This is a genomic window from Azospirillum sp. UENF 111221, from assembly GCF_058780625.1.
The window spans coordinates 425285-446625 of record NZ_JBSNCH010000004.1; the positions used below are offsets into that span (position 1 = coordinate 425285).

The window sequence follows — 21341 nt, forward strand, 5'->3', positions numbered from 1 at the left end:
TCGCCATGACGCTCCCCACCCTCGGACTTGTCGGTCTGGGAAAGATCGCCCGCGACCAGCATATCCCTGCCATCGCCGCCACCGGCCTGTTCAAGCTCGCCGCCGTGGTCAGCCCGGACGGTGCGACCGCTGAGGGCGTGCCGAGCTTCCGCTCCCAGGCCGAGATGCTGGCCGCCCTGCCCGGCCTCGACGCGGTGGCGCTCTGCACCCCGCCCGCCGTCCGCCACGGCCTGACGGTCGAGGCGCTGCGTGCCGGCTGCCATGTCCTGATCGAGAAGCCGCCCGCCGCCACCCTGTCGGAGCTTCACGATCTGGCGGCGGAGGCGGAGGCTGCACGGCGCACCCTGTTCACCGCCTGGCATTCGCAGTTCAACCCGGCGGTCGAGGAAACCAAGCGCCGCTTGGCGGATGCCGACATCCGCAGCGTCGCCATCACCTGGAAGGAGGATGTCCGGCGCTGGCATCCCGGCCAGGACTGGATCTTCGCGGCGGGCGGCTTCGGCGTCTTCGATCCCGGCATCAACGCCCTGTCGATCCTGACCGACATCCTGCCGGCCCCGGTCTTCGTCCGCGCCGCCGACCTGCATGTGCCGGCCAACCGCGACACGCCCATCGCCGCGACGCTGGAGATGGGGGCGGCTCCCGGCTCCCGCATCGGCCGCGTCACCGCCGACTTCGACTTCCTCCAGCAGGGCGAGCAGACCTGGTCCATCGTCATCCACACCGCCGATGGCCGCCTCGACCTCACCCATGGCGGCACCCGCCTGTTCGCGGACGGCGCGCCGGTGCTGGCCGAGCCCGACACCGAATACCAGCGCATCTACCGCCACTTCCACCGGCTGATGACGGACGGGGCGAGCGACGTCGACGGCCGGCCGCTGTCGCTGGTCGCCGACGCCTGCATGGTCGGCCGCTGGCACCGCACCGACACCTTCGACTGGTAGCAGCGCCCCGCAACAGGGCCCCAAAACTGGGCCCCGAAACTGGGAGGTCCCCCCGCATGCCCATCGCCAGCAGAACCCGAATCGGCACCCGCATCGGCCACCGGATCACCGCCGGCAGCGCCGGCCTCCTGCTGTTCCTCGCCGCCGTGGCCGGGGTGGGCATCAACGCCCTCTCGCAAACGGAAACGGTGGTGAGGACCTACGGCGATCTGGCCAAGCGATCCAACGATCTCGGGCGCCTGCAGGCGCTGATGCTGGAAACGCGCCTCAAGGCCACCGGCTTCCTGCTGAGCGGCCGCGAGGAGGATGCGGACGGCGTGCGGTCCTTGCTGGACGAGGCCGCCCGCATCATCGGCGAGGGCGCCGGGACGATGGGCGATCCGGCGATGGCCAACACGGTCAACGCGATGGCCGAGCAGACCGGACGCTACCGGGTCGCCTTCTCCGAAGTGCAGGAGATGCAGGCGAAGCGGGACGCCGCCCTGGCCGAGGAGGCCAAGCTGGGCGCGCGGCTGCGCACCATGCTCGACACCATCCTGTCCAACGCCCGCAAGTCCGGGAACGCCGAGCTGGTGACCCTCGCCAGCCAGACGATGGAGCATGTGCTGTCCGCCCGCTTCGTCGCCATGCGCTTCCAGAAGGAAGGGTCGGCCGGCCTGGCCGTGGCGACGCGCAACGAACTGAAGAATGCCGTCCAGAAAAGCGAGGCGATGACGAAGACCGCCGACGCCCCTCCCCTCGCAGCCGCCCTGATCAAGACGCTTGCGGCCTACGGCGCCGAATTCGACCGTCTGGTGTCGGCGACGGAAAGCCGTGACGGGCTGGTCGGGGACACCCTCGCATCGCTCGGCTCGTCCATCGGCACCCAGGCGCGGGCGTTGACCGACCAGGGCATCGCCACGGAACAGACGCTGCGCACCGGCACGATGGCGCAGCTCGAGGAACAGCGCCGGACGATGGCGATGGTTTCGGCCGCCGGGCTGATCCTCGGCCTTGCCGCCGCGCTGCTGATCGCCCGCAGCCTGTCGCGCCCGGTGGTCGCCATGACCGACGCCATGACCCGGCTGGCCGGCGGCGACCGCTCGGTGACGATCCCCGGCCTCGACCGCCGCGACGAGATCGGCGGCATGGCCAAGGCGGTGCAGGTCTTCCAGGCCGGGTTGATCGAGGCCGACCGCATGGCCGCCGACAAGGCCGCCGAGCATGAGGCCCGCGTCCGCCGCGGCGAGCGCATCGACCGCCTGACCCGCGAGTTCGAGCGGACGGTGGACAGCACGCTGGGCCGTGTCGCCAGCGCCGCCACCCAGTTGCAGTCCACCGCCCGGACCATCCAGTCGACCACCGACGAGACCAGCCGGCTTGCCGGCGACGCCGTCCGCAGCTCCGGCGAGACCACCGGCAGCGTCGAGACGGTGGCCGCCGCCGCCGAGGAGCTGGCGGTTTCCATCGTCGCCATCAGCCAGCATGTCGCCCACAGCGCCGAGGTGACCGAGCAGGCGGTCGGCATCGCCCGCGTCACCGACGAGACGGTGCGCAGCCTGACCGGCGTCGCCCGCCAGATCGGCGACGTGGTGCAGCTGATCGGCTCCATCGCAGCGCAGACCAACCTGCTGGCGCTGAACGCCACCATCGAGGCGGCGCGGGCCGGTGACGCCGGCAAGGGCTTCGCCGTGGTGGCGAACGAAGTGAAGAGCCTCGCCGCCCAGACCGCGAAGGCGACCGAGGAGATCGAGGCACAGATCGCCGCCGTCCAGCGCGTCAGCAGCGAGGCGGCCGGCGCCATCACCGAGATCGCCAAGGTCATCGGCGAGGTCAACGAGGCCTCCGCCACCATCGCCTCCGCCATCGGCGAGCAGCGGGCGGCGACCAGCGAGATCAGCGGCAGCATCCAGCGCGCCGCGCGCGGCACCCAGGATGTCCGCGACACCATCGCCGGCGTGACCCACGCCTTCCAGGCCACCAGCAACGCCTCGCGTCAGGTCAAATCCGCCGCCGACGGCCTGTCCGGCGAGGCCGACGACCTGCGCGGCTGCGTGTCGCGCTTCCTGGCCGACATGCGCGCGGCCTGACCCGACCACGGCCTTGAGCAAGGCCAAAGAGACGCAACCACAACTCCGGCGCCGGGCCTCCGGTCCGCGCCCCAACCTGAAACCGGTGTCGATATGTCCGAGACGAAGCCCCCCTTCCCCGCCAATGCCGACGGTTCAGCCCAGGATTCAGAGCGTCGCCTGCGGTCGCGCGCGTGGTTCGACAACCCCGCCAACCCCGACATGACCGCGCTGTACCTTGAGCGCTACCTGAATTTCGGCCTGACGCGCGAGGAGCTGCAATCCGGCGCCCCGATCATCGGCATCGCCCAGACCGGTTCCGACCTCAGCCCCTGCAACCGCCACCATCTGGTGCTGGCCGAACGGCTGCGCGAGGGCATCCGCACCGCCGGCGGCATCGCCATCGAGTTCCCGGTCCACCCGATCCAGGAGACCGGCAAGCGGCCGACCGCCTCCATCGACCGCAACCTCGCCTATCTCGGCCTCGTCGAGGTTCTGCACGGCTATCCGCTCGATGGCGTCGTGCTGACCATCGGCTGCGACAAGACCACGCCGGCCTGCCTGATGGCGGCGGCCACCGTCAACATCCCGGCCATCGCGCTGTCGGTCGGCCCGATGCTGAACGGCTGGTTCCGCGGCGAGCGCACCGGATCGGGCACCATCGTGTGGAAGGCCCGCCAGATGATGGCGGCCGGCGAGATCGACTATCAGGGCTTCATCGAGCTGGTGGCGTCGTCCGCTCCCTCGACCGGCTACTGCAACACCATGGGCACCGCCTCGACCATGAATTCGCTGGCGGAGGTGCTGGGCATGCAGCTTCCGGGCTCCGCCGCGATCCCCGCGCCCTACCGGGAGCGCCAGCAGGCCGCCTATGAGACCGGCAAGCGCATCGTCGAGATGGTGCGCCAGGACATCAAGCCGTCCGACATCCTGACCCGCGACGCCTTCCTCAACGCCATCGTCGTCAACTCCGCCATCGGCGGCTCGACCAACGCGCCGATCCACATCAACGCCATCGCCAAGCACATCGGCGTGCCGCTGACGGTGGACGACTGGCAAACCCACGGGCTGGGCGTGCCTCTGCTGGTCAATTTGCAGCCGGCCGGCGAGTATCTGGGCGAGGACTTCCACCGCGCCGGCGGCGTTCCGGCGGTGGTCGGGCAGCTGATGACCCAGGGCCTGATCCGCGAGGACGCGCCCAACGTCAACGGCCGCAGCATCGGCGAGAACTGCCGCAACACCGAGATCCTCGACACCCGCGTCATCCATCCGATCGACGACCCGCTGAAGATCAACGCCGGCTTCGTCGTGCTGCGCGGCAGCCTGTTCAACGCCGCCATCATGAAGACCAGTGTGATCTCCGACGAGTTCCGCGAGCGCTACCTGTCCAACCCGAAGGATCCGGAAGCCTTCGAGGGCAAGGTCGTCGTCTTCGACGGGCCTGAGGATTATCATCACCGCATCGACGACCCGTCGCTGGGCATCGACGCCTACACCATCCTGGTCATCCGCGGCGCCGGCCCCATCGGCTATCCCGGTGCGGCGGAGGTGGTGAACATGCGTCCGCCCGCCGACCTGATCCGCCGAGGCATCCATTCCCTGCCCTGCATCGGCGACGGCCGCCAGTCCGGCACCTCGGGGTCGCCGTCGATCCTGAACGCCTCGCCGGAGGCGGCGGCCGGCGGCAATCTGGGCCTTCTGCGCTCGGGCGACCGCGTGCGCATCGACCTGCGCCGCGGCAGCGCCGACATCCTGATCTCGGACGCGGAGCTTGCCGACCGCAAGGCCACGCTGGAGGCGGCCGGCGGCTACCCCGCCCCGCCGTCGCAGACCCCGTGGCAGGAAATCCAGCGCGGCATCGTCGACCAACTGGACGAGGGCATGGTCCTGAAGCCGGCGGTCAAGTACCAGCGCGTGGCGCAGACGATGGGGATCCCGCGCGACAACCATTGACGGCTGGGAGCTTTCGGGCAGGATGACCGCCCTCCTGCAGTGCGGGAGGGCGGCGTCCATCTTCCAACATGGAAGTTATGTCTTCCTGATCTGCAATGCCTTTTTTATATGTCGATAGTAACCTTTGCTCCGGCCAACCGCGGCGGTTCACCCCCGTAACGGAGGTGCAGGGTTTCCGCCTCCCTCGCCCAGTCACGCATCGCGCTGTTGCGTTCTGCAGCCTTGAGGAACGCGTCGCGCAAAGCTTCAAACAGGCTGTGCATCGCGTCGATCTGAGGAAAATAGGTCGACATGAACTCGGGTGCATCGATATGAGCCAGGAGGTTGGAGCGCTGGCCCTCCAAATCCTTCACAATTTCCCGACGACCCTCTTCGAATTTTTCAACCCTTTGCGACTCCCGCCACATCGACCAGATTTCCAGCGCGATACCTATCCCTGCCAGAGCGCCATTGGCGAAGCGCGCTGCCTTGATGGCGCCGTAGGGCTTGAACTTGAATGCGGGCATCACCCAGTCGCGGGCTTTCAGGATCATCGTGTTGCTGATCGTGGCGCTGCCCCCGAACTTGCCAGCCACTTTACCGAGTGTGGTTGTCAACGCGGTCTCGCCTGAACCGTCGGCAACGAAATTCGCACTCATTGTGACGATCTGCTGACTGATCGGACCAAGTTCCCGTGTGAATGCATTCTTGATCGCCGCCGTCACGGCAACCCCATCCCGCCCGATCTTGCGGTCGAAGAATTCCTCAAAACCGTCCATACTGGTGTGCTTTGCTTCGGTGATCAGATCGGCGAAGTAATCGTCCACTTCCCGACGAAGCGCCATCTGGGCTTCTGCGGCCTCCCGCTTGTAGCGGGCAAGGCGCGGCTCTTCCTCCTTGGCTTTCCCATCGGCGATGGCGGCCGACTGCTCGGCCTCTTCCGCCGCCTGACGCGCCGGCAGCAGCAGACGCTCCGTCACATCCCGAAGGATCGAGAGACAGGTCTGGCGCTTTGCCTCCTCCGCTCCGCCTACGGCATCGACCTTCTCCGCCGTGGCCGTGCGCAGATCGTCGATATGGGACAGCCGTGCGTATTCGTCGGGACGCTCCAGCCAATTGGCGATGCCTTCATCGAACGGATTGGCCGCGACGCCGACGATGGACAAGCTTGCCTCCTCATCGGCCGTCAGTCCGATCAAATCCCGCAGGCGGGATTCGATATTCGCTTTCTTAATTTCGAGATTACGTTCGTAATCGACATCGTCCTCGACGTCGGCAACCATATCGAAGCGGCCGATGACGAAGACCGTACGCGAGAGTAGGGCAAGCTCGCGGAAAAGCCAGTTCAATTCGTCCCGATGGCTGTCCTTCAGCGGATTGGATGGGTTCAGGACATAAAGGACGAGATTGGCTTCGCTCACATATTTACGGCTCAGCTCCTTGTATTTTTCCGCGACGCCATCACCGATATTCTTTTCCTTGAAGCCGAACAGGCCGGGCGTGTCGATCAATTCAACCTTATCGCTGGCGTCATAGACCGTGACTGCGTTTGACGACTCGCTCTGGCTGATCTTCATGTCGTTGGGCACCATGCCGAGCCAAGCGGCGGCGAGCGACGTCTTGCCCTCGGAGAAACCGCCAACCAGCGCAACCTTCAATTTCCCCACCCCGGCGGCACTGAGCTTGTCGAGCTTCTCTCTCAGATGCTTGGGAAGCGTAACCCCCAGCTTCTCGCCGATTTCAAGAAAAGTCAGAATATCGCTGACGTCATGGGTCTGGTGGGAGGCCATCATAATCATTCCTAGAGTGTGAAATGGGTTGGGCTAACTGCCGCTCGCGGACGTTTTTGACATTTCTCAGCCGGTCGACGAATACACCTCGGCATAGCGGTAAAGGTAGGAGGGGTCTTCAGCGAGCTGCCTCAGGTCGCCAACTGACTTTCTCATCGAATTGGCTGCCGCATTAAAATTCTGTTCCACGGATTGCAAGGGAAGCGTCATATCAAGAACATGCTTCCTGAGATCTCTCTCAATCTGCCGCAGTGTTTCATTCACATCTTTGCGCAATTTTGGCTTTAACATGTCGATGTTTTTATTTAGAGACAGTTTTTGCTGATCCTTATGATAATCACTGCTGAAGAAATTCCAGAAACTGCGAAAAATACCCATGACCGCAGTAATTCCAGCAATTATTGGCCCACCGGCCAGCAAAGCTACTGCCGTATTTACGGCAGTCCCAAAAACCCCACCCCAGTCGATGCCGCTATTCGTGCTAACTTCTGCAGCATGAGAGAAGGAAGAAACAAAATCCTTACTGTCAAATGCACGGGTATCCTTGAGATATTTCTCTACGAGCTGAAGCGCTTCCTTGCACGATTTCTGCGCATTCCGAACGGTGCTCCCCACCCTGCTATTGACAGTTTCTGGAAGTCGATCACGCTCCTCAGAAAGAACCTGCTCAAGCTTTTTCTTCAGCTCGCCATCCCCGCTCAACCCTTTTTCAATCGCCTGCAACATCTCCTTCCGCACGCGCAAGACACACCCGTTCGTCACTTCATCGGTGAGGCGCTTCACGGCTTTCGACGCATCCTCGGCGATCATCTCCAGTTCCGGCCCCAGGATCTTAAGCTGCTTTCCCAACTCTCTGGCGGGTTTTGCGAAGTGGTGCTCAGCCTTCTTTTCCAGAAAATCGGCCGCCGCCATGATGGGTGGAAGCAGCTTGTCGAGATTGGCTTGAGCGATTTCGCTCCGGGTCGGGACGTTGTCCCTCAACAATTTTCCAAAACTTTTGACGTTGCTGAATGCCAGCAAGTCAGTCGAACTCACTTTCGTGAGAAATTTCTCTCGCTGGCTGGCGAAGCGGCTGTCGGACGGCAGATTATCGGCCAATGCCAGAAAACCGGGCAAGGCGCTTAGAACAACATGCCCTTGATAATGAGAACCCAGTACTTCGCGCATCTTCCCATCGAGCGAATTCACTCCATCGGCAAGGCTCTGCCTCTCATCGTCGTTGGCGAGCGAAGTACCGATCTGCCTTGGGTTGTTCAGCTTCTTGTTATAAACGGCCCAGACTTTTGCCTGAGGCTTAAGCTGCCGCTTAATCTTTTCCAGCGTCCCGTCCCGCCCATCGTCGCCGCCCTGCGGCGGCCGGGCATCGGCGGTAACGTAAAAGACCACATGGGCACGGTGGAGAGCGTCCTCTATTTCAATAGCGACTTTCGCCTCGTTGCCCTCGATGCCCGGTACATCGACAAGGTTGAAACCGGTACCGTCATACAGGCATGGATGAGCGCTGGCTTTGCGCGTGTAATCGGGAGAACCATCCCCGATCGCGTCGCCAGGTATGTCTCCGGCAGAGCCGAACAGAAGCAGCAGCGCCTCAATTAAGGTTGACTTGCCGGCGTTCGTCTCGCCGTAAAACGCCACGCTCGGATCCGTCCAATCGAGGCGCTTCCATATCTGTGCAATTTCTTGATGCAAATTGGCTTCAGCATCTGCAACAATTTTCTGCGCCACAATCATCGGGTCATTTATAGATTGCTCTTGGCTTCTTTTGTTCATTTTTAATATCACTTAACCAGAATTTTATCTCTTTTAGAGAGAGTTTTTCGATTTTAATAAAACCCGAAGTTCATATCAAGCGCTCAATCGGCAAAATATGTGTTCTTAGGCACTGAAACACACTGTTGAATGGTGAGCTCGACCGCCCCATAGCGAGAAAGAGCTTAAACAACCATCGAATCACAATTGAGTTCTCTTATGCCGTCCGACGTCCTGCAGACACGTCCGTGAAAATCATCCGGAGTAAAATTTCAGATGCACTCCACGCTCAATCCCCGCCCCACCATCCCCACGCATCCCAGCAATGCCCCACCATTTCGTGTGACCTTTCACGCATGCCCTTGACGTGCGCATCCCTTTGCCCACATAAGCCCTTACGAAACATTCGGTCCCAGTCGTCCGACGGCCGCCGCACGGCGCCTCCGGCAGGGACTCTTCATCCCGAGATCCGCATCGACGAGCGATGCACGCCCGTCCGGCAGCGTCGAATGCCGGCCTAAGTGAGACGTACGACAGAGGCATGACGTTTGATTCAAAGCGGCGCCGGATGGCGCCGAACAACCGCGCACGCAACCGCAACCCGCGTCCGCGTGATGATTTCGACAGCTCCCGCCCTCCGGCCAATCCGGTCCATGGCGGCGGCCCCACCGGCCCGGTTCCCGGCAAGGACGAGATCCTGTTCCTTCCGCTGGGCGGCTGTTCCCGCATCGGCATGAACATGGCGCTCTACGGCCATGCCGGCAAATGGCTGATCGTCGATGCCGGCGTCGCCTTCGTCGGCGACGAGATGCCGGGCATCGACAGCCTGATGGCCGATCCGGCCTTCATCGAAGAGCGGATGCAGGATGTCGTCGGGCTGGTGGTGACCCACGCGCACGAGGACCATATCGGCGCGATCCACCATCTGTGGCCGCGCCTGCGCTGCCCGATCTATGCCAGCCCCTTCGCCTCCCACATCATCCGGGACCGGCTGAAGGAAAAGGGCGCCCACCGCGCCGCCAAGGTGCAGACCTTCGAGATCGGCGACACGCTGACCATCGGTCCCTTCCGGATCGAGACCATCGCCGTCACCCACTCGATCCCCGAGCCGATGTCGCTGGCGATCCGCACGGCGGCCGGCACGGTCCTGCACACCGGCGACTGGAAGTTCGATCCCAACCCGCTGGTCGGCCGCAGCACCGATTTCGCCGCGCTGAAGCGGCTGGGCGACGAAGGGCTGCTCGCCATGATGTGCGACAGCACCAACGCCGACGTGCCCGGTTCGACCGGGTCGGAGGCCGACGCCCGCGCCGGCCTGATCGGCGCCTTTGCCAACCGCTCCGGCGCCATCGCGGTGACCGGCTTCGCCTCCAACGTCGCCCGCATGACCGCGGTGGCGGAAGCGGCGGCAGCGGTCGGGCGCAAGGTGGTGCTGGTCGGCCGCTCCATGCTGCGCATGGAAAAGGCGGCGCAGGCCTGCGGCTATCTCGACCATGTGCCGGACTTCATGGATGTCCGCGAGGCGTCTTGGACCCCGCGCGACAACCTCGTGTTCCTGTGCACCGGCAGCCAGGGCGAGGAACGGGCCGCACTCAGCCGTCTGGCCCGCAACGAGCACCGCGAGCTGTGGCTGGAAGAGGGCGACACCGTCATCTTCTCCGCCCGCGCCATCCCCGGCAACGAGGAGGCGCTGGCCGAAATCCACGAGCATCTGCGCGGCATGGGCGTCGAGATCGTCACCCCGGCCGATGCGCCGGTCCATGTCTCCGGCCACCCGAAGCGCGACGACCTCGCCCGCATGTATGGCTTGGTCCGTCCCCGCTTCGCCGTGCCGGTCCATGGCACCATCGAGCATATGGAAGCCCATGCCCGCCTCGCCCGGACCTGCGGCGTCGAGCGCGCGCTGGTTCCGGAGGACGGCGACATCCTGCGCATCGCCAAGGAAGGCACCCGCGTCGTCGGCCGCATCGAGCCGAAGCGCCTCGCCAACACCGGGCGGGAGCTGATCGCCTGGATCCCTGCCGAACTGCCGGCGGAAGAGACGCTCGTCGCGGCGGCCTGATCGCCGCGGAAGCGCCGGACGGACAAAAGCGAACGGGCCCTGTGGAACACTCCACAGGGCCCGTTCGCTTTTCTACGGCACCCGAACCGTCATTCGGCCGGGGTGGCAACCATCGGAACCTCGATGGCGCGGGCCTGGAGCAGTTCCTTCCACTTGCGGAAGGCGGCGATCAGGATGATGAAGCCCAGCGTCAGCATGATGATCGAGATGCCGGCGTTGAAGGGGTTGTAGCCCTTGGCGGCCTTGTTCAGATAGACGTTGGCGATCATCCAGTAGCCGGCGACGTTCACCGTGACGAACAGGTAGGCCAGCGGGATCAGGCAGGTCAGCATGTCAGATCCGCTTCTGGGCCAGCCGCAGGATGATGGTGGCGCCGATGATCAGGCCGACCGAGGCCATCAGCTGGTTCGACACGCCGAACAGGGCCCAGACCGAGTTGATGTCGCCCGACGTCAGCAGATACCCCCAGGCCACGCAGGCGATGACGCTGGCGATGATCGAACCGGGGACCCAGTCCAGCCGCTTCATCGGGGCATAGACGTCGCCCAGCAGGTCCTGGATCAGGTAACGGGCGACGCGGGTGCCGCTGTCCACGGCGGTCAGGATGAACACCGCCTCGAACATCACGACGAACTGGAAGAAGTAGGAGGCGAGGCTGTTGAACCACGGCACGCGGGTGAAGATTTCCGTCATGCCGACCGCGAGGGTCACCGCACCGCCGGTCCGGCCGTAGAGGTCGAGGCCGATGTCCTGGCTCAGACGCGGCAGGTCGACCACGGTCATGCCCAGGGCCTTGAAGGCGGCCGGAGCGGAGTTGATGGCGAAGTAATCGGCCGGATGCAGGGCGGTGGCGGCGATCAGCGCCATGACGCCGACCAGGCATTCCGCCAGCATGCCGCCGAAGGCCACCGGACGGATGTCGCTCCACTTGTCGATCAGCTTGGGCGTGGTGCCCGACCCGATGAAGGCATGGAAGCCGGAGATGGCGCCGCAGGCGATGGTGATCGAGATGAAGGGCCAGACCGGGCCGTTCAGCACCGGGCCGCCGCCATGGATGAAGTCGGTCAGGGCGGGGAAGCGGATTTCCGGGTTGATGAAGACGACGCCGACGACCAGCGCGCCGAACACGCCGACCTTCATGAAGCTGGACAGGTAGCCGCGCGGGGTCAGCAGCAGCCAGACCGGCAGCGCCGTGGCGAAGAAGGCGTAGATAGGCAGGATGACGGCGACCGTTTCGGCATGCAGCGTCAGCCATTCGCCCAGCAGCGTGCCCTGGATGTAGGGGCCGGCGAAGACCGAGGCGGCGATGGCGGCGATGCCGACCTGGGTGGCGCCCTTGGACGAGCCGGTGACCTTCTCGTAGAGGCCGAGCGCGATGGCGATCGGGATCGTCATGAACACCGCGAAGGCGCCCCAGGCGTTGCGTTCCAGCGCATGGACGACGACCATCGACAGGCCGGCCATGGTGATGGTGATGATGAACAGCATCGCCAGACCGGTGCACCAGCCGGCCACCGGGCCGAGTTCGGCCTTGGCGACTTCGGACAGCGACTGTCCCTTGTGCTTCATCGAGGCGAACAGCACGACGGTGTCATGCACCGCACCGCCGACGACGCAGCCGATCAGCAGCCACAGGAAGCTCGGCAGGTAGCCGAACTGGGCGGCCAGCACCGGACCGACCAGCGGGCCGGCGGCGGCGATGGCGGCGAAATGCTGGCCGGCATTCACCCATTTCTTGGTGGGCACATAGTTCTTGCCGTCCGCCAGGATGTGGGACGGGGTGACTTCCGAATCGTCGGCACGGAGAACCTTGCGCACGAAGAACACGCCGTAGAAGCGGTAGCAGAGCGCAAGAATGCAGAGTGTCGCGATCACAAATGTTAGGGCGTGATCCATGACGGCTCTCCTGAAAGGGATATGCCGCCGGTGTACGCCCGCCGCGGGGCCTCGTGGGGTGGAATGCCGCGAGCGGCAGCCGGGAGATGCCGAGCGGCAGCCGGCAGGGGGCGAGCGGCGGCGCCCGAATACCTCCCCGGCCGCCGCCCCGCCCACGCTCACTTGCCGCCGCTCATTTGTCGCCGCTCACTTGCCGCCGGTAACGTCCAGGAAGGTGCCGGTGATGAAGGAGGCCTCGGGGCCAGCCAGCCACAGGATCGCCCGCGCGACCTCCTCGGGCTGGCCGCCCCGCCCCATCGGGATCGAGTCCTTGACGCGGTCCACCCGGCCCGGCTCGCCGCCGCTGGCATGCATGTCGGTGTAGATGTGGCCGGGGCGGATGCAGTTGACGCGGATGCCGTCGCGCGCGACCTCCTTGGAGAAGCCGATGGTGAAGGTCTCCAGGGCGCCCTTGGAGGCGGCATAGTCGACATACTCGTTCGGGCTGCCGAGCCGGGCCGATGCCGACGAGACGTTGACGATCGCGCCGCCCGGCCCGCCGTGGCGATGCGACATGCGCCTGGCCGCCTGCTGCGCGCAGAGGATCGGGCCGATGGCGTTGACCGCGAAGATGCGCTGCATCCGCTCGAAGCCGAGATCCTCGGTCCGGCATTGCCGCGCCAGCACCGCGGCGTTGTTGACCAGCACGTCGATGCGGCCGAACTCGCGGTCGATGGCCTCGAACAGGGCGGCGACCTGCGCCGGGTCGGCGCTGTCGGCGCGCACCGCCAGGGCCCGGCGCCCCAGGGCCTCGACATCCGCCGCCACGGCATGGGCGGCAGCCTCGTCGGAGACGAAGCTGATTGCGACATCATAGCCCTGGGCGGCGGCGAGCCTTGCGGTCGCAGCCCCCATGCCGCGCCCGCCGCCCGTTATCAGGATCAGCGGCGCTTGAGAGACGGTGGTCATCGACAGGGATCTCCTTATGGCGGTGGGACGGTCAGGCGGAGCGCGGCAGGCCGGACCCGCCCTGCGGTTCCGCGGCGGACGCGTTCAGATGCGGCCTCAGCATCAGGACGAGCGGGACGATCAGGGCGGCGGTCGCCGCCGAGGCCAGCACGCCGGTCGTCTGGCTGCTGTGGTCGGCGATGGCGCCGTAGAGGATCGGGGCCAGCCCGCCGGAGCCGATGACGCTGGTGTAGAAGACCGCGAAGGCCCGGCCGGTGTCGCCGTTGGACAGCTCCGGCACGGTGCCGTAGAGCACCGAGGAGGTGCCGTTGAGCACGATGCCGAGCAGCGGCAGCAGGATCAGCGTCGGCGTCAGCGAGGTGAGCAGCGTCGCCGCGATCAGCAGGGCGGTGGCGGCTTCGGTCGCCATGACGCAGCCGACCACCCCCAGCCGCTCCCCGAGCAGGCTGCAGGTCGCCTTCCCCAGCGCGCCGCCGATGAACAGCAGGGCCAGCGCCAGCCCGACCGTCGCCGAATCCCCGCCCTGGCCATGGATGAGGAAGGGCAGGAAGAGCAGATAGCCCATACGGGTCGCGGTATCGAGCGCGCCGATCGCCGTCAGGATGCCGAAGCCGCCGCGGCCGCGCCCCGCCGCCTTCGTCTTGGCGGCCCTGGTGATGGGAACCGCCGGCAACAGCGGCAGCAGGGCGGCCGACAGGACGAGCCCGATGGCCGCCATCAGCCCCAGCACCGGCTGCCAGCCGAAAAACGGCAGCAGCACGGCGACCAGCGCCGGCAGAGCCGCTTTCCCAAGATCGCCCGAGAAATTGTAGATGCCGAGCGGATGGCGCGACGCGGCCCCATAGCTGACGGTGACGAGCATCGAGCCGCAGGGGTGCTGGATGCTCGATCCGATGCCGGCGACGACGAGGCCGACGCACAGGCCCGGCAGGCCGAGCGGCAACGCCATGATCAGCAGGCCCGTCGCCGCCAGGACGGTCGACAGGATCAGCGCCGCCCGCGGCGACAGGCCGCGCAGGGCCCGGTCGGCCGGGATCTGCAACCCTCCCATCGTCCCGGAATACAGGGCGCGGATGACGGCAAGCATCGCATAGGACAGGCCGAACTGCGCCTGCCACACCGGCAGGAAGACATAGAGGGCGTCGGTGTAGCCGTCATGCACCGCATGGGCAAGACACGCACCCGTCAGGCTTTTCTTCTTCTCCGTCCACCACTGTCTCGGATTCATCGTCATTGGCTTTCCCGGCGGCGCCACAGCCATTGCCCGGCTGGTCTGATTGGGCAGGCAGGGTATACCCGTGACGATTCATCGACTAGTATGGTTTGAATCACGGATAGTGTTCGTTTTCCTCACGGGTTTCCCCAAAGGACCGCTGATGCGCCGCCTTCCTCCGCTGAACGCCCTGCGCATCTTCGAGGTCGCGGCCCGGACCGGCAGCTATGCCGAGGCCGGGGCCGAACTCGGCCTCACCCATGGCGCGGTCAGCCGGCAGATCGCCACGCTGGAAAGCTGGCTCGGGCAGAGGCTGTTCACCAAGGAGGGGCGACGCATGGTGGCGACGCCGATGGCACGGATCTTCGCGTCCGAGGTCGGGCTGTCCTTCGACCGGCTGGCCGTCGCGGCGGACGCCTGCGGCCGGCCCGACGCGCGGCGCATCCTGCGGGTCAGCGCCCCGACCAGCTTCGCCATGCGCTGGCTGATCCCGCGGCTCGGCCGCTACCATGCCGGCCATCCGCAGGTCGAGGTGGCGGTCACGACGGTTTCGACGGTGCTGGAGGAACTGCGCGGTGGCGTCGACGTGGCGATCCGGCGCGGTGCCGCGCGGGAGCATGTGTGGCCCCAGCACCGCGTCGTTCCGGTGCTGGACGATGTCGACACGCTGATCATGAGCCCGGCGCTGTTCGCGCAGCGGCCGATCCGCAAGCCCGCCGACATCGAGGGCCACACCCTGCTCGCCAGCGAAACCCGTCCGGGCGATTGGGCGGGCTGGCTCGACGCGGCGGGGCTCCAGCATCTGGCCGGGCATCCCCGCCAGAATCTTCGACCACTTCTTCGTCACCCGTCAGGCGGTGGAGGACGGGCTCGGCATCGGGATCGGCCCGCTGCCGATGCTGGACATCGACATCGCCAACGGAAAGCTGATGACGCCGCTGCCCGACATCCGGGTTCCGAGGACGGGGTACGTGGCGCTGGTTCCACCCCAGGCCGATGCGGGAAAGCTGGTCGCCGGCTTCGTCGACTGGCTGGTCGGCGAGGCGCAGGGACCGGTGTGACCGGCCGGGCGGCGGACGCGACCGGGAGCCGCTCAGGCCCCGGAATGCGCCGCTCGGACCGCCAGGGCGCCGCTCGCCGGAAAGCGGCCCGGCGCTTGCCGCAACGGCGCTATGGTGGGACGTCCCACATCGCCGCGCGGCTTCCGACAGAGATCTCCGATGACCGATACCTGCCCCCGCACCCCTTTGCGCAAGGCCCTTGCCAACCTGCGCCGCCTGTTCAACGACGACAGCTACGACCGCTACCGCGAGGCCCAGGCCCGCCTCGCCCCGGACGAGCCGCCGCTCGACCCGCGGTCCTTCAAGGCGCGGCAAATCCTGATGACTCTGGGACGGGGCTGCTGCGGCCGGTAGCCGGCTCGCCCAAACCGGGAGCGGGGCCGGGACCGGCTTCGGGCTTCAGTCCGGGAAGCCGCGCCCGGCTGCCGCTGCGTTCCGAATAGGCGCGGGTCAGCTCCGCCCCGAACAGGAAGATGACCGCCGAATAATAGACCCACAGCAGGATCAGCACAAAGGAGCCGGCCGCGCCATAGACCGAGACCACGCCGCTGGTGGCGATGTAGAAGCCGATCAGGAACTTCCCCACCGCGAACAGGAAGGCGTTCACCGCCGCCCCCAGCCAGACGTCGGCCCAGCGGATGTAGGTGTCGGGCAGGATGCGGTAGATCAGGGCGAACAGGCCGGTCAGCACCGTCCAGGACACCAGCACGTCGAACAGCCACAGCAGCGAAGGCATCGCCGGCAGATAGGCCGAGGCCCAGCGGCCGGCCGCCGCCAGCCCGGCGCTGACCACCAGCGAGACGATCAGCAGGAAGCCGATGGCGGCGATCAGCGCCAGCGCCTTCAGCCGCACCCGCACCAGCCAAGTGATGGTCAATTCCTGGGGCGCGGCCACCCGCCAGATGCGGTTCAGCCCGGCCTGAAGCTCGACGAAGACGGTGGTGGCGCCGACCAGGATGGTGCCGATGCCGATGACGCTGGCGACGATGCCGGTCTCCTTGGCACCGGCCCGCGCGATCAGATCCTGCAGGGTTTCGCCGGCATCGTGCCCGACCAGCGCGGTCAGCTGATCGACCAGCGCGCCGCGCGCCGCCTCGTCGCCGAACACCAGCCCGGCCAGGGCGATCACCAGGATCGCCAGCGGCGCCAGCGAGAAGATGGTGTAGAAGGCGATGGAGGCCGCCATGCTCATCGCGTCGTCGTTCATCCAGCCATAGGCCGCATCGACGACTATCGCCCATCCCCGCCGCACCCTGCCCATCGCCCCCTCCTGTCCCGTACCGTATCCCCCGCTAACACCGGCGGCGGCCATTCGGTCATGGTCGGAGGACAGGAGAGCGCCGGTGACGGACAGAAATCCACGGTCGGCCGGCTGCGAGGGATGGGCCGGGCCGGGGGGAAACCGACGCCAGGACAGTGCGGCGAAACTGATCCAGATTGGACTTTGCCCGCCGCTGACCGGTGCCTTCGGGGCGGCCCGCCATCCCGTCGGGCCAGGACGATGTCGTTCAGAAAATCGCGGCGTTCAGGTTCTTCTCGAAATTCTTCAGGAAAGCCGACACCTCTTCCGCGGCCTTCTTGTCCTGCCACGACGACAAGGACTTGATGTTCTTTGCAATGTCGGGCCGGATGTCCATCTCGGTCTTGCGGTTCAGCAATGTGTTCGCGATCCCCTGCTTGGCGGCAAAGCCGTCGAATTTCTTGGCCTCGTCGGCCAGCTTTTTGAGCAGCGGGATCATCTTCGAATCGTCGAGGATGATGGCGTGCAGGGCCTTGTTCTTGCCCTTGCTTTCCTTCCACATTTCCGCCCACTCTTTCCCGAGCAGCTTCGGATCCACCTCGTCCAATTCGTGGGTGATGCATCTGCAGAAGTCATCGAGGGTATCGAGCCCCTCTTCTTTTTCCTTCTTTGTGGCGATCAACCTGGCTTTCAGTTTCTTGCCCAAAGCCCCTGCCAGGGCCACGACCTGCGACTTCAGGGACTCGACGACCTTGCTCTGGTCGGACATCATCTTGGTGTAGGTCTTGTACTCGTCGAAGAGCCCATCGAGATCCTTCGACACGACAGCGAATTTGTTGCTGAATTTGTGCTTCACCAAGTGTTCGCGATGCTTTTTGGTGAGACCATCCCATTCACGCAGGAGATCTGAAACTTTCTTTGCCATTTCCATCACCGCCGAAAAACAAGAAGGTTGACGGAAAAGGAGATCTTCCTTTTTCCTGTCATTCTGAAGCGATGGTATCCGTCTCAGGTTTTCAGACAAACAGCGGACCCATCCAAAATGGGGGTTCCGCAACTCCAGCCTTCCATATCGCCTTGCTTCACTCTTGGGATGCAATTGCCGATGCAAGCGGGCACCGGCTTCACCCCATCCCCAGCCGCTCCTTGAGCGCCCCCAGGAAGCGCCGGCTGACCGGGACCGTGTGCCCGCCGGTGGTCTGAATCTCCGCCAGCCCGCCGTCGGCGAAGCGGATTTCCCGGATGCGGTCCGGGTTGACCAGATGCTGGCGGTGGCAGCGGAACAGCGGGCTCTTCTCCTGGATGGTGTGGAGCGTCAGCTCGGTGAAGCGCTCCTGCCCGTCCTCCCCCACCACATAAACTCCGGCGGGGCGGGAGACGACATACTCGACGTCGGCCAGCTTCATCAGGGTGATGCGGTTGACCCCGGTGCAGGGGATGTGGCGCAGCTCCGCCGCCCCCGGCAGCACCGCGACCTCCTGCGGGGCGCGCTGGCGGCGCAGCCGCTGCAACGTCTTCGCCAGCCGCGCCGGATCGGCCGGCTTCAGCAGATAGTCGAAGGCATGCTCCTCGAAGGCCTGGACGGCATATTCGTCGTGCGCGGTCAGGAAGACGATGCGCGGCATCCGCTCGGGATCGAGCATGCTCAGCATCTCCAGACCGCTGACCCGCGGCATCTGGATGTCGAGGAAGACCACGGCGGGCGCCTGCCGGTTGATGGCGCCGATGGCCTCGATGGCGTTGGCGCATTCGCCGACGATGCGGATGTCGGCGGAGTCCTCCAGCAGGCGGCGCAGCTCCTCGCGCGCCAGCGGCTCGTCATCGACGATCAGGACGGTGATGGCAGCGGGCATTGCGGGAGCCGTCATGCGGGCACGGTTTCCTCAAGGGGCAGGCGCAGGGTGACGCGGGTGAAGGCATCCGGCTCGCAGGCGACCGACACGCCGTACGCCTCACCGTAGCGGTTGCGGACGCGGCGGTCGACGATGGTCATCCCCAGCCCGTCGCCGCCCGGCTTGGCCTCATAGAGCCCGGCATTGTCCTCCACCGCCAGCAACAGGTCGCCGCCGTCCCGCCGCGCCGCGATGCGCACCCGGCCGTCGCCCAGAAGCTGCGCCGTGCCGTGCTTGATCGCGTTCTCCACCAGCGGCTGGAGCGAGAAGGCCGGCAGCCGGGCGTGGCGCAGCTCGTCCGGCACCTCGATCTCCACCGCCAGCCGCCCGGTGAAGCGGGCCAGCTCGATCTGGAGATAGGCGCTGACATGTTCGACCTCGTCGGCCAGCGTCGCCATCTGGCTGGGGCGCTTCAGGTTCTTGCGGAAGAAGGTCGACAGGTTCTGCACCAGCTGCCGCGCCCGCTCAGGATCGTTGCGGATGACGGCGGAGATGGTGTTCAGCGCGTTGAACAGGAAATGCGGGTTCACCTGGGCATGCAGAAGCTTGATCTCCGACTGCGCCAGCAGCGCCTTCTGCTGCTCGTAGCGGCCGGCCAGGATCTGGTTGGACAGCAGGCGGGCGACACCCTCCCCCAGCGTGCGGTTGATGGTGGAGAAGATCTTGGTCTTCGGCTCATACAGCTTGATGGTGCCGATCACCCCGCCATCCTCGCCGACCAGCGGGATGACCAGCGCCGCCCCCAGCCGGCAGGCCGGGCTGATCGAGCAGCGATAGGCCACCTCGTTGCCGTCGGCATAGATCACCTGGTTGCTGGCGATGGCCTGATGCGTCTGCGGTGAGCTGATCGGCGTGCCGGGCAGATGGTGGTCGTCGCCCATGCCGATGAAGGCCAGCAGCTTTTCCCGGTCGGTGATGGCGACGGCGCCGACGCCGGTCTCCTCGAAGATGATGCGGGCGACGCGGGTGCTGTTCTCGCTGTTGAAGCCGCCGCGCAGCACGCCGTCGCAGCGCGCGGCGATCTTCAGCGCCTTGGCGGAAAAGGCGCTGGACTGCTTCTCGTCCAGCACCCGGCGCTCCAGCAGGATGCGCATGAACAGCGCGGCACCCAGGGTGTTGGCGACGATCATCGGGGCCGCCACCACCTCGACCAGATGCATCGCCGCCTCGAACGGCCGGGCCACCGCCAGGATGATCAGCATCTGCACCACCTCCGCCACGAAGGTGACGGCACCGACGCGCAGCGGGTTGAACAGCGGTTCGATCCGGCCCTGGCGCACCATGTGGCGGTGGACCAGCCCGCCGATCAGCCCCTCCGCCATGGTGGAGATGGCGCAGGCCAGCGCCGACATGCCGCCCAGCGAATAGCGGTGCATCCCGCCGGTCAGCCCGACCGCGAGCCCCACGGAAGGCCCGCCGAAGATGCCGCCCAGCACGGCACCGATGGCGCGGGTGTTGGCGATGCTGTCGTCGATGTGCAGGCCGAAATAGGTGCCCATGATGCAGAAGATCGAGAAGATCACGTAGCAGGCCAGCTTGTGCGGCCAGCGCACCGTCACATGGGTCAAGGGCAGGAACAGCGGCGTGCGGCTCAGCAGATAGGCGATCACCAGATAGACGCACATCTGCTGGAGCAGCGAGAGGACCAGGGTGAAGGGCTCGATGGGTATGGGAGGCATGGCGGTTTTCCCGGCAGCGGCCTTCCGGGACCGGCGCTGCTCCACGCCATCCTACACCGGTGGGGCGTCGCTGCCGATGGGACATCCTTGCATCCCTCGGGGCCGAGCCTTGTGCTGTCTCCTACAGCTCTGCCTTTATCGCCGGACGGACCTGGGCCGGATGGACCTGGCGCGGACGGGCCGGACCGCAACCCTGTTCGATGTACTGCCTGTATTCGTCGCGCTGGACGGCGTAGAGGTCTTCGCCCGCTGCCGGAATGGCCTTGGCGTGCCGCAGGGCGGACGCCGAGCCGCCCAGGTCGATCACCACGAAATCGACGGCGGCCAGCGTCGTCGAGATGAAGCTGAGCGCATAGACCTCCGCGGCGATGCCCGCCGTCAGGGCAACCGCCGCCACCGTATTGGTCGGCCCGACGAACGGCAGCACGAGGTACGAGCCGGGCGCGAGGCCGGTCTTGCAGAGCGACGTCCCGAAATTCTCCTCCCGGCGCTCCAGCCCGAGCCGCGTGGCGACATCGAACAGGCCGCCGATGCCGAGCGTCGAGTTGATCCCGAAGCGCGCCGCCGAGGCGGCGGCACCGCCCGCCCTGCCCTGCAAGCCGTTGTCGAGAACCAACTCGATCTCGGTCAGGTTCGCATAGGCGTTCGACAGGCCGGCCGAGACCGGGACAGGCACCCACGGCCCGATGCGATCGACGGCCGGATCGATGACCCAGTCGACCAGCCCCTTGTTGACCGCGAACATGGCGCGGTTGAACGGCTCCAGGGGGTCCGCGGCGAAGGCGGCGACCGGGGCGCACCCCATCGCCAGGGCCATGACCAAGCCAACCGCAAGCCTCGCCGCCATGCCGCCCTCCCCCTGCTTACCCGCCCCTGCTTACCCGCGC

At 66.0% G+C, this 21341-nt stretch carries 17 protein-coding genes and 1 pseudogene; 7 read left to right on the top strand and 11 right to left on the bottom strand.

Going from position 1 to position 21341, the window contains the following annotated elements; translation table 11 throughout:
• Nucleotides 1-5 precede the first annotated feature (5 nt).
• The 3 genes from ACWPN3_RS13985 to ACWPN3_RS13995 all read left to right on the top strand — a co-directional run bounded on the left by ACWPN3_RS13985 (nt 6) and on the right by ACWPN3_RS13995 (nt 4945).
• On the top strand, nt 6-944 hold the full coding sequence (locus ACWPN3_RS13985; protein ID WP_492239503.1) for a Gfo/Idh/MocA family protein: 939 nt from the start codon (nt 6-8) through the stop codon (nt 942-944).
• Nucleotides 945-1000: 56 nt separating this feature from the next.
• Nucleotides 1001-3013 carry a methyl-accepting chemotaxis protein gene (locus ACWPN3_RS13990; RefSeq protein ID WP_492239502.1) on the top strand — a complete coding sequence of 671 codons (2013 nt, stop codon included), beginning with the start codon at nt 1001-1003 and terminating at the stop codon, nt 3011-3013.
• A gap of 93 nt (nt 3014-3106) precedes the next feature.
• Nucleotides 3107-4945 carry an IlvD/Edd family dehydratase gene (locus ACWPN3_RS13995; protein WP_492239501.1) on the top strand — a complete coding sequence of 613 codons (1839 nt, stop codon included), beginning with the start codon at nt 3107-3109 and terminating at the stop codon, nt 4943-4945.
• A 104-nt stretch (nt 4946-5049) separates the two neighbouring features.
• Here the strand turns inward: ACWPN3_RS13995 and ACWPN3_RS14000 are convergent, their stop codons facing one another.
• The gene (locus tag ACWPN3_RS14000; RefSeq protein WP_492261491.1) at nt 5050-6717 is read right to left on the bottom strand and encodes a LeoA/HP0731 family dynamin-like GTPase; all 1668 of its coding nucleotides are present in this window, start codon (nt 6715-6717) and stop codon (nt 5050-5052) included.
• A 63-nt stretch (nt 6718-6780) separates the two neighbouring features.
• Entirely contained in the window at nt 6781-8484 is a 1704-nt protein-coding gene (locus ACWPN3_RS14005; RefSeq protein WP_492239499.1) for a GTPase domain-containing protein, read from the bottom strand.
• Between the two features lie 520 nt (nt 8485-9004).
• On the opposite strand from ACWPN3_RS14005, the gene ACWPN3_RS14010 reads away from it, so the two are divergent.
• Nucleotides 9005-10525 (top strand): ribonuclease J, encoded by a 1521-nt coding sequence (locus ACWPN3_RS14010; RefSeq protein WP_492239498.1) that lies wholly within the window; start codon nt 9005-9007, stop codon nt 10523-10525.
• A gap of 89 nt (nt 10526-10614) precedes the next feature.
• On the opposite strand, the gene ACWPN3_RS14015 is transcribed toward ACWPN3_RS14010, so the two are convergent.
• From ACWPN3_RS14015 to ACWPN3_RS14030, 4 genes are all read right to left on the bottom strand, one after another.
• Nucleotides 10615-10857: a hypothetical protein gene (locus ACWPN3_RS14015; RefSeq protein ID WP_492261492.1), complete on the bottom strand. Its 243-nt coding sequence runs from the start codon at nt 10855-10857 to the stop codon at nt 10615-10617.
• 1 nt (nt 10858) lies between these two features.
• Nucleotides 10859-12421, bottom strand: coding sequence for a carbon starvation CstA family protein (locus ACWPN3_RS14020; RefSeq protein ID WP_492261493.1), 1563 nt, complete (start codon nt 12419-12421; stop codon nt 10859-10861).
• A gap of 186 nt (nt 12422-12607) precedes the next feature.
• A complete protein-coding gene (locus tag ACWPN3_RS14025; protein WP_492239497.1) occupies nt 12608-13369 on the bottom strand; it encodes an SDR family oxidoreductase in 762 nt (253 codons plus the stop codon).
• A 31-nt stretch (nt 13370-13400) separates the two neighbouring features.
• Nucleotides 13401-14597: an MFS transporter gene (locus ACWPN3_RS14030; RefSeq protein WP_199237583.1), complete on the bottom strand. Its 1197-nt coding sequence runs from the start codon at nt 14595-14597 to the stop codon at nt 13401-13403.
• 148 nt (nt 14598-14745) lie between these two features.
• On the opposite strand from ACWPN3_RS14030, the pseudogene ACWPN3_RS14035 reads away from it, so the two are divergent.
• The 3 genes and pseudogenes from ACWPN3_RS14035 to ACWPN3_RS14045 form a co-directional block, all read left to right on the top strand.
• A pseudogene (locus ACWPN3_RS14035) lies at nt 14746-15318 on the top strand (LysR family transcriptional regulator); the annotation flags it as partial.
• A gap of 121 nt (nt 15319-15439) precedes the next feature.
• Nucleotides 15440-15643, top strand: coding sequence for a hypothetical protein (locus ACWPN3_RS14040; RefSeq protein WP_492261494.1), 204 nt, complete (start codon nt 15440-15442; stop codon nt 15641-15643).
• 159 nt (nt 15644-15802) lie between these two features.
• Nucleotides 15803-15997: a YbdD/YjiX family protein gene (locus tag ACWPN3_RS14045; RefSeq protein WP_109446591.1), complete on the top strand. Its 195-nt coding sequence runs from the start codon at nt 15803-15805 to the stop codon at nt 15995-15997.
• On the opposite strand, the gene ACWPN3_RS14050 is transcribed toward ACWPN3_RS14045, so the two are convergent.
• From ACWPN3_RS14050 to ACWPN3_RS14070, 5 genes are all read right to left on the bottom strand, one after another.
• A complete protein-coding gene (locus tag ACWPN3_RS14050) occupies nt 15945-16904 on the bottom strand; it encodes a YihY/virulence factor BrkB family protein (RefSeq protein WP_492261495.1) in 960 nt (319 codons plus the stop codon). The genes ACWPN3_RS14045 and ACWPN3_RS14050 overlap by 53 nt on opposite strands.
• Before the next feature lie 247 nt (nt 16905-17151).
• Nucleotides 17152-17808: a hypothetical protein gene (locus ACWPN3_RS14055; protein WP_492261496.1), complete on the bottom strand. Its 657-nt coding sequence runs from the start codon at nt 17806-17808 to the stop codon at nt 17152-17154.
• A gap of 199 nt (nt 17809-18007) precedes the next feature.
• On the bottom strand, nt 18008-18751 hold the full coding sequence (btsR, locus tag ACWPN3_RS14060; protein ID WP_492239495.1) for a two-component system response regulator BtsR: 744 nt from the start codon (nt 18749-18751) through the stop codon (nt 18008-18010).
• Nucleotides 18748-20454, bottom strand: coding sequence for a sensor histidine kinase (locus tag ACWPN3_RS14065; RefSeq protein WP_109446597.1), 1707 nt, complete (start codon nt 20452-20454; stop codon nt 18748-18750). Before ACWPN3_RS14065 ends, btsR begins: the two co-directional genes overlap by 4 nt.
• 121 nt (nt 20455-20575) lie before the next feature.
• A complete protein-coding gene (locus ACWPN3_RS14070) occupies nt 20576-21301 on the bottom strand; it encodes an MlaA family lipoprotein (protein ID WP_492239494.1) in 726 nt (241 codons plus the stop codon).
• Nucleotides 21302-21341 lie beyond the last annotated feature (40 nt).